Consider the following 14529-nt stretch of genomic DNA (forward strand, 5'->3'; position numbering starts at 1 on the left):
TTAGGTGTCTTTATGAACTCTTTTTTAAATTTTCTTGTACGTCAAAAAAAACTCGCTCTACTATTTACATTGTCAATTGTTGTGTTGGGCTTTATGACCCTGCAAAAAATTCAGCGTGATACTTACCCAGTTATTGAATTTGATCGGCTCTCGATTAATACTTCTTATCCAAGCGCTTCACCAAGGGGTGTTGAGAAAAATATTACTAATGTCATTGAGAATAAGATTAAGGGAATTTATGGAATTAAAGAACTAACTTCTACATCATCTGAGGGTTCGTCTCGTATCAATATTGAAATTGAAGAAGGTGTTGATGATATTCAAGAGGTGAAGAATAGTATTTCTGAAGCAGTTAACGAAATAGAAGATTTACCTGAAGATGCTAATGACCCACTGGTAGTTGATAGGACGAGTTCTGAGTGGCCCATCTTGACAATAGTTATTGGAGGCGATGAAATCAGTATTGAAACTGCCAAAGCTATTGCTAATAATATTGAGAAAAATCTATCTTTGATTGATGGTGTTGCAGGCGTAAACATGAGTGGAGATTCAGAGAGAGAGGTGCAAATAAGAATTAATCCAGAAAAGCTACTACAATACCAACTCTCTTTTGACCAAGTAAGAAGTGTCATCGCGGATCAAAATATTCGTTCTGCTATTGGCGATAATAATCAAGGCAGGAGTCAAAAAAATATAGTTATTATCTCTGAATATGAAACTATGGAGTCTTTGGAGAATGTTGTTGTAAAGTCAAGCTTTGATGGGCCAACAATTCTATTAAAAGACATTGCTTCGATAGATGAGGGTGAGATTGGCTTCAACACTATCACCCGCATTAATGGGACTAAGGGCTATATTCTTAAGGTCACAAAAACAGAAAAAGCAGACGTAATTAGAACGATCGAAAAAGTAAGAGAGTCTTTAGATGTCCTTAAAGATTCATACCCTTCAGAACTTAATCTAATTGTTACTGATGACAGATCAAAGCCAGTATCCAATCGACTCGGTATCGTGATGAATAATGCCCTAGTAGGGCTAGTCCTAATAATGGTAGTTTTGGGGTTGTTTTTATCATTAAAAACTGCATTTTGGGTTGCTGTAAGTATTCCTGTAACACTTTTAGGGACAGTGGCTTTTTTGGGATTCATAGGTGAAACTATTAATTTAATTTCAACGATAGGAATGGTGCTAGTTTTAGGACTTGTTGTTGATGATAGCATCATCATAGCTGAGAGTATTCACCACTATAAAGAGAAGGGGGGTGATGTCTATCAAAATATTGTTGATGGCTTCAAAAGAGTCATCATGCCTGTTATTACAACTATTTTAACTACTGTCCTTGCAATATCAACCGTTCTATTAGTGAGTGGTACAACTGGTAAATTTATATACATACTCCCTATTACTGTTATCTGTGCATTAGCTTTCTCATTTCTTGAGGTGAGCGTTGCTTTACCAGCCCACATGTCTGGTAATAAAGTTAATAAACCAAAAACATGGTTTAAGTCAGTCGAGAGATGGTTTGAAAAAGTATTAGTAGTAATTCTTAGGTGGCGCTTTATAGTTCTTAGCCTGTTTATTGCACTTTTGGCTTTTAGTGCTTATATCGGATTTAAAGAGATTAGTTATATCCAGTGGCCATCAAGTGGCACAAATTCAATAAATATAAGAGTACAAGCCCCTCTTGGAACGCCAGTTGAGACAACAGAGCAGTCCATTATTGAAATTGATAAGATTATTATCGATAAAGTGGGCTCAAACCTAGACTTTTTTACAAGCACAATTGGATCAAGAGGATCTAATCGAGCATCAATTGCTATAACTTTGATTCCAGCTAATGATCGTGCAATTACTGCCAAAGAAATTATTGAGATTCTAAAGGCAGAAACAAAAGCTATTGAGGGTGTTTCAAGGATTAATTTTAGGACAAATAGGGGTGGTCCACGTGGAGCACTTGATATCGAGCTAAGTTTAATTGGAAGTAATGATGCGCAGCGCCAAGCAGCAGTTGATGAACTTGAAAAAATTCTTAATAGCTATGATGGTGTAAGTGACATTGATCGTGACGATGATTTAAGTAAAAATCGTATAGAAGTTCTATTAGATTACGAGTCAATGGCAAGATTAGGAATTCAATACCAGCAGGTATACAGCCACTTAAGAACCATTTACTCTGGGATGGATGTCTCTGATGTTGATTTTAATAATACTAGCCTAAACGTAAAGATGTATCTTGGTGATAGTAATTATTCTGATGACTATATTACCAAAACCTCTATCCGAAATAACCAAGGAAGAATGATTCCAATGGCTCAATTTGCAAGTGTTGCGGAAACTCCAGGAGATCCAAATTTCAAGCATTTAAATGGTGAGCGTGTTGTTAAGGTAAGTGCGGCGGTTGAAGATGCAATAACTACTGCTCAATCTGTATCAAAAAGAGCACTTGATGATCTTGATTTAATTAATAATTTTCCTGAAGTTCGTGCCATAGAGGGTGGAAGCTCTTTAGAAGCAAAAGAAGCTTTGAGTGACTTCTCTTTGGCGCTCGGTTTTGCTGTCTTTGGAATATACATGTTAATAGCACTTCTTTTTAATTCATACTCGCAACCAATATTAGTGATTCTTAGTATTCCTTTTGCTTTGATTGGCGTTGTCTGGGCCTTCTTCTTTCACTCTGAAACATTTAGTTTCTTTGTTTTATTGGGAGTCTTAGCCCTGGTGGGAGTTGTGGTAAATGACTCATTAGTCATGATAAGTCACCTTAATTTCATTAAGAAAAGTCAGGATAAGAGTAGTACTTCTATCCAGTGGATTGCAGCGGGAGCTAAGGATAGGCTAAGAGCAGTAGTATTAACGACTCTTACAACGCTTGCAGGAGTTCTGCCACTTATATATGGTTTTGGGGGTAAGGACGCATTCTTACAACCAATGGTAATGGCATTGGGATATGGTTTGCTGTTTGGTACTTTTGTAACTTTAATACTTCTTCCATGCCTCTATTCAATGAACTTAGATATATCTAACTGGTTAATTAAGATAAAAAATAAAATTTTAAAAACTGAAGCTTAATTCAAATTAAGATATCAATAAAACTTGTAATTAATGAAACAAGAGAAGGACTGTAAAACCTGTGGAAAGCCCTTCACTTGGAGAAAGAAGTGGAGGAAAGACTGGGACAATGTTCTTTATTGTAGTGAAAGATGTCGTCGAAATAAACAAAAGGAACAAGGAGATAGATAATGAAAGTATTAGAGGTTTTAGATGCAGAATTAGTGTTGGTTGATTTAGAGGTTAACTTAGGAAAAAATAAACAAAATGCACCTACACTTTGTGCAAGATACAAAGGAAAAATTATTCCACTAAATACTGCAGATGGGCGGCCAATTCTAATGAAAGAAGAAAATGCCATAGAGCCTATTTCTTAACTATATTTTTTGAGTTATAATTTCTGACTTAATTACTTAGGCAAATCATAAAATGGACTTTAGTCTTCAATTATCAGCCTATTATCCTGATAAATCATATGGTGGAGACCACCTATATGGAGATATGCTCGAGCAGGCAGTTTTAGCAGATCAACTTAAGTATGATGCAGTTTCTGTTACTGAGCATCACTTCATGAATATTTTGTTAATGCCAGCGCCTTTACAGTTTGCAGTGAAGATTGCAGCTCATACCGATCACGTTAAGATTATTACCTCGATTACTGTTCTTCCAATCCATGACATGAGGACTTATGCTGGTGAGGTTGTTGTAGCAGATATTTTTACTGAGGGACGTCTCATGCTAGGGGTTGGACGTGGAGCTTTTGAGTATGAAATTGAACGCTTAGGCTTGCCAATGTCAGAAACACAGGAAAAATTCAATGAATCCTTAGATGTCTTACAAGCACTACTGAGCCAAGAAGAGGTCTCCTGGGATGGCAAATATTACAAATTCGATCCAATAACCATTATGCCGCGTCCTGTTCGACAAACAAACTTGATGATGGCAGTCATGAATCCTGAGGGAATTTACCATTGTACGAAACGTGGTTTTCATATTTTGACAACACCACTAGCCGGAAATCATCAACTATTGGTGGATCAGGTGGATAGCTTTAATAATGCAAAATCTGAAATGGGTCAAAAGGGTAAGGATTTATCCTTGTCATTGTCTCGAGTAGCTTTTGTCTCTGACAATCCAAAAGATCGCTGGAAGAAAGTTGAACAGGCGCACGATTATTACAGTCGCTTTGATAATGTCTATACAGGTCCCGGTATAGTTGAGAATGGTATGATTAAATCACTGCCTCGGACACAGACGATTGAAGAGCTTGATCAGAGTCTATTAATATGCACACCTCAGCAAATGATTGATGAACTGGGCGTCTACTCCAATTTAGGAATAGATCGAGTTATTTTGAATATGAATTTTGGTGCTGAGCAATCTGAAACTCTTGATAATATTCAGCGTTTTGCTGAAGAAGTGATGCCCCATTTTCATAATGTATAGCTTGATTTTTAAATGTCAATCTAATAGCAATGGCTAGCGTAAATTGTAATTACTCAGTAACTGGCACTGGACCATGCATTATCTTTGTTCATGGGATTGGTGCCAGCAAATCAACATGGAATTCAGTTATTAAACATTTAGAAAGTGACTTCACTTGTGTCAGTTACGACCTAAGAGGTCACGGTGATTCTCCAACTGGAGAGTTTCCATATAGCTTAGAGGATTTAGTTAACGATGTTGAGGTAATCAGGCGTCAGCTTAATATCAAAAAAATGCATATTGTTGGTCATTCATTAGGCGGCATGATTGGGCCTTTATATGCTTTGAACTATCCTAAACAAACTCTCTCAGTATCACTTTTAAGTACCGCAGCATTTAGAACTGAAGATGATAAAAGTAAAGTCAATGCAGTTCTTAAGAGTATGCATGAAAAGGGTATTGAGCGAATCCTTGGCACTCTGACCAATAGGTGGTTTACTGATGACTTTATCGAACAAAACTCTATTGCTGTTGAGTCACGTTTACAACAAGTACTCGATACTAATCCAGAGGTCTTTTTAGAGGTCTTTCGTATCTATGCGGAAACAGAAATGTCACCATGGTTAAATCTTGTAACTAAACCTTGTCTTGTTCTTACTGGAGAGAATGATGGGGGTTGCAGTCCCAGACTTAACAAACTTATTGCAGAAGAATTACCAAATTCTGAATTATGCATTCTAAAAGATTATAAGCACTCACTCCTAATTGAAGCTCCAGATCAAGTGGCACAACAAGTCTATAAATTCCTTCTATCTAAAAATCCAATTTAATCAATTACTTATAAGATCTTAGTAATAAAACAGGGTTATAATTGAACTGTAATATTCGGATTTTTATTATTAAAAATAATTATAAGGGAGAAGAATTTTGAATCAAATTTATCAATTGCAGCCATTAAGTTTGCAAAAAATAATCTCAGGAATACTTCTGAGTTTTTTAGTTTCATTAGGCATGTATAGTCAGCCATCAATGGCTGCAGGGCACAAGATACTTAATCTTACAATCCTCCATACTAATGACTTTCATGCTCGTTTTAGACCGATCAGTAAGTACGACAATAATTGTTCGGCGGAGAGCAATGCTGAGGGTAAGTGTTTTGGTGGTTCAGCTCGATTAATTTCAGCAATTGAAGATGCCCGTGCAAGACATGAAAATACAATACTTTTAGATGGTGGTGATCAATTCCAAGGTACGCTTTTCTATAATTTGTACAAAGGAAAGGTTGCAGCAGAAATGATGAATAAATTGCAATATGATGGAATGGCTGTTGGAAACCATGAGTTTGATGATGGGCCTGAAACATTGCGAGCTTTTATGGATGCGGTGAATTTTCCTGTTTTAATGGCAAATGCTAATATTGATATGGAGCCAGAACTTAAGGGTAAGCTGCAAAAATCAACGGTTATAGAAAGAAGTGGCCATAAAATTGGATTAATTGGAGTTGTTACAGAGGATGTTGTTGACTTATCAAGTCCTGGTCAAAATATTATATTTACTGATGCTATTTCTGCCGTCCAAGCTGAAGTAGATTCTTTAACAGCTGATGGTGTAGGCATAATTATTCTTCTATCACACTCCTCATATGAAATCGATAAAGAAATTGCAGCAAACACAACAGGTGTTGATGTTATCGTTGGAGGCCATGATAATGCCTATCTATCAAATGTTAGTGATAGAGCAAAAGGACCATACCCAACGGTAGTTAATGATACTCAGATAATTCAGGCTTACGCATATGGTAAATACCTGGGTGAGCTTTCGGTTGTATTTGGTGAAAAGGGAGAGGTTATTTCAGCAACTGGTGAGCCAATTACAATTGATGCATCAATAGAAGAGGATGGAGATATTGTTGCCCGTTTGGATGAACTAGAGTTACCAATTAACGAGCTTAAAGAAACTCTTGTTGGAAATGTATCTAACCCACTTACTGGGAACAGAGAGGTCTGTCGTGCTCAAGAATGTGACATGGGTAATATGATTGCAGATGCTATGAGAGGTGCAGTAATTGATAAAGGTTATACAATTGCATTGGCAAACTCAGGTGGTATTAGGGCATCTTTAGATGCTGGTGATGTAACACTTGGAGAAATCATGACAATCCTTCCTTTTCAAAACACTTTATCTACTTTTAAAGTTACGGGTAAGCAACTTCTTGCTGCCATTGAAAATGGGGTAAGTGAGCATGAAGATGGTGCTGGAAGATTCCCTCAGGTATCTGGTATGAGATTTTCATTTGATCCAACTAGACCAGCTGGAGATAGGGTAACTTCGATTGAGACTCAAGGCAGTTATGGTTGGAGTGCGTTGAATCTATACGGCACATACGGTATGGTTTCTAATAACTTTATTCGGGGTGGTGGAGACGGATATAAAATGTTTAGATCTGCAACTGATATCTATGACTTTGGGCCAGATTTAGCAGATGTTATTGCTGATTATATTGGAGCAAATCCAGGATATAAAGGTTATACCGATGGTCGTATTAAGCAAGACTAAAAAAGCTTAATATATGGCATTTAAGGGCTGATAGCATATCAGCCCTTTTTTTTAATTTTTGGTAAATTGGGTTATAAATTCTTCAGCCTTAATAATGATGCGTTGCTTTCTTTCCACATTCATTTTATCGAGCAGTCTGGCTTGCATTGATAGCCTTGGATTAGAATCATAGAACTTTCTGTTTTTTTCAATAAATCGCCAATAGAGTCCATCGACAGTATCACACCAGTCACCTCTCTTATAGTTACTCATCTTAAGTAAATAATTTGAACCACAGGTGTAGGGCTTTGTTGACATTAAGCCACCATCAGAGTATGTTGCCATGCCAAATACATTAGGAACCATTACCCATTCAGAGGAGTCTATATACATCTCCATAAACCACCTATAAATCTCTTTAGGATCAATCTCACAAAGGTTCATTATGTTGCTAATTACCATGAGTCTTGGTATATGATGATTGTAACCATCTTGAACTGCGGTTTTAATACAATCATCCAGTGGAACTATTCCTGTCGAACCGTCATACCAATTAGAGGTAATCTTCTTTGAGTGACCCCAATAATTATGACTAAGCTGAAAATCCCCTTTAGTTTGGTAAATTCCTCTAATAAACTCTCTCCAGCCCAGAACCTGACGAATAAAGCCCTCTAAAGAATTCATTGGAATCCCAAGCTCATTAGCACTATTGAGTAATTCATCGATAACTTTTTGTGGTGATAAAAGCCCAATATTCATTGAGGCACTAATACAGCTATGAAACAAAAAGTTTTTGCCTTCTAGCATGGCGTCTTCATAGATACCAAAATTAGCCATTCTTATTTTTATAAAGTTTTTAAATTGGATTTCAGACTCACTACGTGTAACTGGAAACCAAGGATTATCAAGGCTACCAGGGTGGTCAGCAAAATACTGCTCTATAAGACTACAAATAGCATCGTGATGAATTGATCTTGTAATCTTTGGTAAATCTGGAATAGGGGTGTTGGCCGGTATTTTTTTTCTATTCTCTTCATCAAAGGACCACTTTCCACCTATGGGTTTATTTTGATCATCCATTAAGATATTGAATTTTTTTCTACCCTGTTGATAAAAATTTGCCATTCTCAAAAGCTTTTTATCTTTCGCAAAAGAGTCAAACTCCTCTCTAGAGAATAAAAACATAGGGGATTGGTGGATCTTATAATTGATATTATTATCTTTTAAGCCTTCTAAAAGAACTTTTTCAAACTCTTTATCTTCAACTTCAAAGAGATTGATTTGCTCAATATTATTATTCTTAACATACTCAATTAGGCAGTTAAGATAAGGCTGTTTTTTTTGACGTTCATTTAAAAGATGATAATGGACTTTAATATCTTCTAACTCAAGCTCATCTCTATATTCTCTCATTGCACAGAGGAACAAATAAAGCTTTAACTTATGGTGTTTTTCATAGGTGCATAGACCAAAGTCCTCAGCCATAAATACATCACTACAGCCAAGATTTTTAATAATCTTAGGGTCGAAGAGTTGGTTGCCAAGAATTACAAATAGCGTTTTCATAAGTGGGTAATTTTAGTTAATTAAAATTAAAAAAAAACAAGATATTTATATTTTTTTTAATCAATGTAAAATAATTTTTTTATAAATAACTTATTGTGAATGATTATGAGGGAACCTACAGATGTTTTTGGAGAATGGGCTGAGATAGGAAAAGACAGAGGGATGGAAGACTCTCACGCAATTGCTGTTAATGAAATGATCAATTTTGCATTAAAAGAAAGATTAGAGATTGGTGAAAAATTTAGCTTTTTAGACCTTGGTTGTGGCAATGGTTGGGTGGCTCGTCTCGCAGTAAATAATGCATTATGCAGCCAATCCATTGGAATCGATGGGGCTCAACAAATGATTAGTAATGCTCAGTCAAGAGGAGGCAAGACTAAATATATTCTAGCGGATATCAATACTTTTAACTCACCCGAGAAGTACGATGTAATTCACTCTATGGAGGTATTGTATTATTTAGAAAATCCTGCAGATATTGTGAAAAGAATTTCAGATTCTTGGCTCAACAAAAATGGGAGATTGATTGTTGGTTTAGATCACTATTATGAAAATAAAGATTCCCATTCTTGGCAAGAAAAGATTGATACTCCAATGCTGATGCTTAAAGCTGCAGAGTGGGTGCAGATGTTTAAAAAAGCGGGATTGAATGATGTTGAGACTTGGTATTCAAATAAACATGCAGATTGGAATGGAACGCTAGTCATCACTGGAATAAAGTAAATTATTAGTTATTTTAGATAAATTCCTAATAAATCCTGAATATTGATCGTGAGCTAAAATTACTTCCGAGCTTGCTTGTTGACTTGTATTTGCCAAAGTCTTGCATATTGGCCATTCAGATCTAGCAATTGCTGATGCTTACCTTGTTCAGCAATTGTGCCATTTCCAAGAACAATAATTTGATCAGCATCAACAATTGTGGATAGGCGATGAGCAATCACCAGCGTTGTATGCTTATGCGCCAAACTAGCTAAGGCCTTTTGTACCATTTTTTCTGAATATGAATCAAGTGCTGAAGTGGCCTCATCAAAAATCAATATTGGAGGATTTTTTAACAATACTCTTGCAATCGCTAAACGCTGCTTTTCACCACCTGAGAGTTTTAAGCCTCTCTCACCAACTAGGGTGTCATAACCTTCTGGAAGAGAGTCAATAAAGCTGTCAATAAAGCTAAGCTTTGCTGCCTGTTTAACTTCGGATTCGGTTGCACCTGCTCGACCGTAAGCAATATTGTAATAAATACTTTCATTAAACATCACTGGATCTTGAGGCACGACTCCTAAAACGCTTCGTAAAGAGTCTTGAGTAAATTGTTTAATGTTTTGCTGGTCTATGAATATTGCACCCCCTGAAATATCATAAAAACGAAAGAGCAGTTTAGCAAGTGTTGATTTGCCAGCACCAGAAGGACCTACAATTGCCACTTTTTGACCTGGTTTAAGTATAAAGTTAATATTACTTAGGACCTCATTCTTACCAGTGTAAGCAAAAGATACATTATTAAATTCAACCTCACCTTTAGAGACTTTGAGCTCTGATGCGTTGGCAACATCAGTAACCTTAGAGGATCGATCTAATAGGTCAAACATATTATTCATATCGATGAAGTTATGCTTAATTTGACGATAAATAATACCTAAACCACCTAATGGTATAAAGAGCTGTAAGAGGAGCGCTTGAATCATAATAAGGTCTCCTAAGCTTAGGATCTTATCAACGACACCTTGGGCTGCCATAATCAAAATAATAGTCACACCGATCGCTATCACTGCACCTTGGACAAAATTAAGTGCTGTCATGGAAGTAAAACTTTTGGTGGCAAGATCTTCCCAACGCTGCATTGTCTCACCGTAACGATCTACCTCAAATTTCTCCTGATTAAAGTATTTGACAGTCTCATAATTAATCAAACTATCTACTGCATTAGTATTGGCCTCAGATTGCATATCGTTCATTTGATAGCGAAACTTCATTCGCCAAGTGGTAATGGCCAATGTTAAAGCAACATAAAAGAACACTGTTAGTAAAGAGATACCAGCAAAAAGAAGGTCATAATTAAGCCATAAAATGCCAATTACTAAAAATATTTCAAATAATGAAGGCAGAATATTAAAGACAAAAATTGAGAGTAAGGTTGATACACTTAGGGTGCCTCGGTCAATATCTCGGGTAATACCACCAATACGTCGATCTAAATGAAAGGATAAATCTAAAGTATGAAGATGCTTAAAGACGCCATGTGCAATTAAATTCATAGCGTGATAACGAACTTTGGCAAAAATGGCATCACGAAGCTCATTAAACAGAGAACTTGCTAGTCTTAAAAGGCCATATGCTAGCAACATACCAAGTGGCAATACTAAGATTAAATTGGTCTGATCAAGGCCATCAACAATCTCTTTTAGCGCAAGGGGAATTGCAACATTAGCTAATTTTGCCAACATTAAAAAACTAACAGCCCAAATAACACGAGCTCGCATTTTGAGCAAATACGGAAGAAGTTTTTTTAAAACCTTAATATCTCTAGTTTTAAAATCGTAAGCTTTAGTTTGGTTGCTGCTTGCAGGCATTAAGTATCAATTTAGTTAAAAAGACTTGAATATAAGTAATGATCAATAGAAACAACATTATCAAGTTGTTTTTATTAATGATGGGTATTATTCCTTTTTAATTGATAGAGAGCTTAGACTTTAACTTATTATTTTCTTGAAAAAAAAGTACTTAAAAGAAGAATTATAAAAAGCATTAGAGCTATAACACCAAGCAAAATAAAGCGCCCAGAAAATGAATCTATGTAGTTTTCTTTGAAGGTTGCTTGGAAGCTTCGGTCGTTGGACTTATCCTCAAGTTCTGATATCTCCTTAAGATCGTTCTCAATTTGTTTGAGAAGCTCCTCTAGGTTGGCTGTGCTATTTTCAGAATCCTGGGAAACAGCTTGTTGATTTGCCTCTTCTAAAGAGCTATTTATTTCATCATTAGCTGTATTAAGAGAGTTTAACGGTAACTCTTGATCTCTATCATCACCTCCTGCAAAAGATGTTCCAATAACGCTAAAAGCCAGAAATAGTATTAAAAGTATTCGTTTCATTGAGTTTTAATAATATACCTGTTGGGTGAACTAATCAAAATAATAATTGTTTTTTTTATATTTCAAATCCATTCTGTTAGTATATTGTTTAATTTAATCGGAGAAATAACTATGGCAACTTATGAATGTGATCAATGTGGTATGGCAGTTAATGCAACTTGTGCGAAGTGTGATACACCTCTAGTTGATGATGTACTTGTATTAGATGATGGCAATAAGGTTCAAATATCAAAATGTCAGAATGGTCATGGCAAAATTAAGTCACCAATGTGCTGTGGTAATGATATGTCCTGCCCAGTCTAGTATATAAAATATATAAATATAATTAGCAAAAGTAGCTATAAGTAATACTTCTTCCTTGTAAAAATGTTAAATAAAGACGAAATAAAAAAATTCAATGAGGATGGAGCTGTTCATATCAAAGGGAAGTTTGATATGGAATGGATAGAAAAGTTAAGAAGGGGGATTGATGAAGACTTGAATAATCCAAGTTCTAGATTTGAAAGGCATACTAGAGATGACAATATGCCTGGTTATTTTGAGGATTTTTGGACTTGGGATCTATTTAAGGACTTCAAAGACTTCGTTTTTAACTCTCCAACAGCAAAAATGGCATCAGAGTTGATGGATGCTAAAAAAATTAACTTAGTAATGGATAACTGGTTTTATAGAGAAGCTGGCTCTCAGTCCGGCGCTCCATTTCATCATGATATCTCTTACTTTGATTTTGAAGGGACGATGTGTGTTCTTTGGCTTCCACTGGAGCCAGTATCCAAAGAAGAGGGTATTGCTTGGATAAAAGGCTCTCACCTATGGGATAAGCTATTTATTAGAACTCGATTTAATGAAGGCCATCTAGTTGATGGTGAGGCTGGTATTGTCAATGGTAAAACCTATGATATTACCCCAGATATTCTTAATAATAAGAGTGACTATGATTTTTTGCAGTGGGACCTTGAGTTGGGTGATTGCATCTTTTTTGATATGAGAACATTACATGGAAGTTTAAACCAAGTAGTGCCAAAGAACAATATCCATAGATATACTCTTAGAATGGCTAAAGAAGGCTCTATGATTGAGTATCGAGGCGATTGGGCCCAAGAAGAAAGAGCAATGATGGAAGCAAATGGTTATCAAAATGGTGATGAATTAAGTGGCAAAATGTTTCCAACTCTCTATGAGCAGAGCGAAGTATGAATGATTTTGGTTTGACTGTTTTTGATTTAAAAAACCCTACTAGAATCTAGAAGGGTTCTCTTTAATGTTTTATTTACTCAACTAATTTTATCATTGATTGAGTTTCTAAAATAACACCAGCATTTTCTCTTAGTGTTACCATGTCGGGATCTTTTAACATATCTTGCATAACTTCCATTGCTGGAATCTCAATAACTGAGTAGACATTATTTTCATTATCATCAGCGTGGCCATAAGCTAATAAATTAATATTATGTCTTTGTCTCATTGGTTCATTAGCTAAAAAGGCTTTTTTCCAAGTTTCGTAACCCTTAGATACTTCAAAATTCATAATTAATTTCATCTTTTTTGCTCCTTAAATAATAAAAAAAACCTGCATTAATTATACTTAACACAGGCCTATTGCACAAAGAAACAAATTTTTGATTACTCCGAATCCTCAAATGTTGCTGCTTTTTCTTGATCGGTTTTTGCTTCAAATTCTTCAGCAGACAGCATATGCCAACCAATGCAATCACCAGTTGGTGATCGACCACATCCACAAGTACCGTTATCATTTCTGACGTTTTCCATGTTACTCCCTTTAGTAAAACTATAAAAAAGCCAGATTATTAATAACAGCTCTGGCGGGCTGAAAGAAAAAGTGCCTCCGCGGATAAATAGCACTTGATCAATTTAATTAGCTAATAATAACTAAAAAAATAAAATTATAATGATTTAAAATATGCAATAAATACTTTAATTAGCTAACTTACTATTTCATAAAATGAAACAATACTCATTAATCGATCTTGAATCTTTTAAAGCTGTCGTTGAGGCTGGTAGTTATCATCTTGCAGCAGAAAGATTAAATACAAGTTCTGCTACTGTTAGTCGCCGAATTAACTCTCTCGAGCTAGCTTTGGGCGTTAGATTAATTAATAGGACAACAAGAAATTTAAGCATGACTGAGGCTGGTGAACAGTACCTTGAAGATGTTAATATTATCTTGAGTGACATTGAAAGCTCTGAAGAAAAATTAAGGGAGGGCAAATCTGAGATTAAGGGAGAGCTTCGCATTTCAGCACCACTAAGCTATGGTATTAAGTGCTTATCTCCAATACTTTCAGATTTTCTAAAAGAATATCCTGATATCTCTATAAATTTACAATTAGAAGATAGACAAACAGATCTTCAGGCAGAGGGAATTGATATCGGCATTAGGATTGCATCAGAAATTAAGGATTCTACTATTGTTGCTACCGCAATTGGTTCTATTGAGTTTGCCATGGTTGCTTCGCCAGATTATATAAATAACAATGGCAATCCAAAAAATAATAAGCAATCAGAAGGCCATAGTTTTTTAGGCTACACTCTTGATAAACCTAATATTGATACTAATGATAATATTATTAACCCAATGAATCAAAACAGATTTGTAGCAAATAATGGTGAGTCGCTTCGAGATGCAGCAATCAATGGACTAGGAATTGTTGGTCTTCCAGAGTTTATTATTGATAAAGAGCTAGCAAGTGGGAAGTTGGTAAGAGTTTTTGAGGAGCACAAACTTGAGCCAGCTACTCTATATATCATCAGACTGTCTCGGCGTTATACTCCAAACAAGGTTAGAACAATGATTGACTTTTTAAAAGAAAATCTTGGAGATAATTAATTATTCTTTCACTTCT

At 35.7% G+C, this 14529-nt stretch carries 15 protein-coding genes; 10 read left to right on the forward strand and 5 right to left on the reverse strand.

Annotated elements, in window-relative coordinates; all coding sequences use genetic code 11:
* Positions 1 to 12 precede the first annotated feature (12 nt).
* The 6 genes from CRN91_RS05645 (at position 13) to CRN91_RS05670 (ending at position 7029) form a co-directional block, all read left to right on the forward strand.
* Positions 13 to 3069 carry an efflux RND transporter permease subunit gene (locus CRN91_RS05645; RefSeq protein ID WP_114115465.1) on the forward strand — a complete coding sequence of 1019 codons (3057 nt, stop codon included), beginning with the start codon at positions 13 to 15 and terminating at the stop codon, positions 3067 to 3069.
* 33 nt (positions 3070 to 3102) lie between these two features.
* Positions 3103 to 3240, forward strand: coding sequence for a DUF2256 domain-containing protein (locus tag CRN91_RS05650; protein ID WP_114115466.1), 138 nt, complete (start codon positions 3103 to 3105; stop codon positions 3238 to 3240).
* Positions 3240 to 3425 (forward strand): hypothetical protein, encoded by a 186-nt coding sequence (locus CRN91_RS05655; RefSeq protein ID WP_114115467.1) that lies wholly within the window; start codon positions 3240 to 3242, stop codon positions 3423 to 3425. The genes CRN91_RS05650 and CRN91_RS05655 overlap by 1 nt, the downstream gene beginning before the upstream one ends.
* A 52-nt stretch (positions 3426 to 3477) precedes the next feature.
* Complete coding sequence (locus CRN91_RS05660) at positions 3478 to 4494, forward strand: LLM class flavin-dependent oxidoreductase (RefSeq protein WP_114115468.1); 1017 nt, start codon at positions 3478 to 3480, stop codon at positions 4492 to 4494.
* Positions 4495 to 4523: 29 nt separating this feature from the next.
* On the forward strand, positions 4524 to 5303 hold the full coding sequence (locus CRN91_RS05665) for an alpha/beta fold hydrolase (protein ID WP_114115469.1): 780 nt from the start codon (positions 4524 to 4526) through the stop codon (positions 5301 to 5303).
* Between the two features lie 181 nt (positions 5304 to 5484).
* Positions 5485 to 7029 carry a bifunctional metallophosphatase/5'-nucleotidase gene (locus tag CRN91_RS05670; RefSeq protein WP_114115470.1) on the forward strand — a complete coding sequence of 515 codons (1545 nt, stop codon included), beginning with the start codon at positions 5485 to 5487 and terminating at the stop codon, positions 7027 to 7029.
* Positions 7030 to 7080: 51 nt separating this feature from the next.
* Here CRN91_RS05670 and CRN91_RS05675 read toward each other — a convergent pair whose 3' ends face one another.
* Entirely contained in the window at positions 7081 to 8574 is a 1494-nt protein-coding gene (locus CRN91_RS05675; RefSeq protein ID WP_114115471.1) for a cryptochrome/photolyase family protein, read from the reverse strand.
* Between the two features lie 99 nt (positions 8575 to 8673).
* On the opposite strand from CRN91_RS05675, the gene CRN91_RS05680 reads away from it, so the two are divergent.
* A complete protein-coding gene (locus CRN91_RS05680; RefSeq protein WP_254424921.1) occupies positions 8674 to 9297 on the forward strand; it encodes a class I SAM-dependent methyltransferase in 624 nt (207 codons plus the stop codon).
* Between the two features lie 59 nt (positions 9298 to 9356).
* Here CRN91_RS05680 and CRN91_RS05685 read toward each other — a convergent pair whose 3' ends face one another.
* On the reverse strand, positions 9357 to 11147 hold the full coding sequence (locus tag CRN91_RS05685) for an ABCB family ABC transporter ATP-binding protein/permease (RefSeq protein WP_114115473.1): 1791 nt from the start codon (positions 11145 to 11147) through the stop codon (positions 9357 to 9359).
* A gap of 128 nt (positions 11148 to 11275) precedes the next feature.
* Positions 11276 to 11665 (reverse strand): hypothetical protein, encoded by a 390-nt coding sequence (locus tag CRN91_RS05690; protein WP_114115474.1) that lies wholly within the window; start codon positions 11663 to 11665, stop codon positions 11276 to 11278.
* A 111-nt stretch (positions 11666 to 11776) separates the two neighbouring features.
* On the opposite strand from CRN91_RS05690, the gene CRN91_RS05695 reads away from it, so the two are divergent.
* Together CRN91_RS05695 and CRN91_RS05700 are read left to right on the forward strand one after the other, a co-directional pair.
* The gene (locus tag CRN91_RS05695; RefSeq protein WP_114115475.1) at positions 11777 to 11968 is read left to right on the forward strand and encodes a hypothetical protein; all 192 of its coding nucleotides are present in this window, start codon (positions 11777 to 11779) and stop codon (positions 11966 to 11968) included.
* A gap of 63 nt (positions 11969 to 12031) precedes the next feature.
* A complete protein-coding gene (locus CRN91_RS05700) occupies positions 12032 to 12862 on the forward strand; it encodes a phytanoyl-CoA dioxygenase family protein (RefSeq protein WP_114115476.1) in 831 nt (276 codons plus the stop codon).
* Positions 12863 to 12935: 73 nt separating this feature from the next.
* Here the strand turns inward: CRN91_RS05700 and CRN91_RS05705 are convergent, their stop codons facing one another.
* Both CRN91_RS05705 and CRN91_RS08670 read right to left on the reverse strand, forming a co-directional pair.
* Positions 12936 to 13205 (reverse strand): hypothetical protein, encoded by a 270-nt coding sequence (locus CRN91_RS05705; RefSeq protein WP_114115477.1) that lies wholly within the window; start codon positions 13203 to 13205, stop codon positions 12936 to 12938.
* A gap of 83 nt (positions 13206 to 13288) precedes the next feature.
* Positions 13289 to 13435: a hypothetical protein gene (locus CRN91_RS08670; protein ID WP_168177017.1), complete on the reverse strand. Its 147-nt coding sequence runs from the start codon at positions 13433 to 13435 to the stop codon at positions 13289 to 13291.
* A 193-nt stretch (positions 13436 to 13628) separates the two neighbouring features.
* Here CRN91_RS08670 and CRN91_RS05710 point away from each other — a divergent pair, with 193 nt between their 5' ends.
* Positions 13629 to 14513 carry a LysR family transcriptional regulator gene (locus tag CRN91_RS05710; protein WP_114115478.1) on the forward strand — a complete coding sequence of 295 codons (885 nt, stop codon included), beginning with the start codon at positions 13629 to 13631 and terminating at the stop codon, positions 14511 to 14513.
* The last annotated feature ends 16 nt before the right edge of the window (positions 14514 to 14529 follow it).

The organism is Candidatus Thioglobus sp. NP1, from assembly GCF_003326015.1.
In the GTDB taxonomy this organism is placed as follows: Bacteria; Pseudomonadota; Gammaproteobacteria; order PS1; family Pseudothioglobaceae; genus Pseudothioglobus; species Pseudothioglobus singularis_A.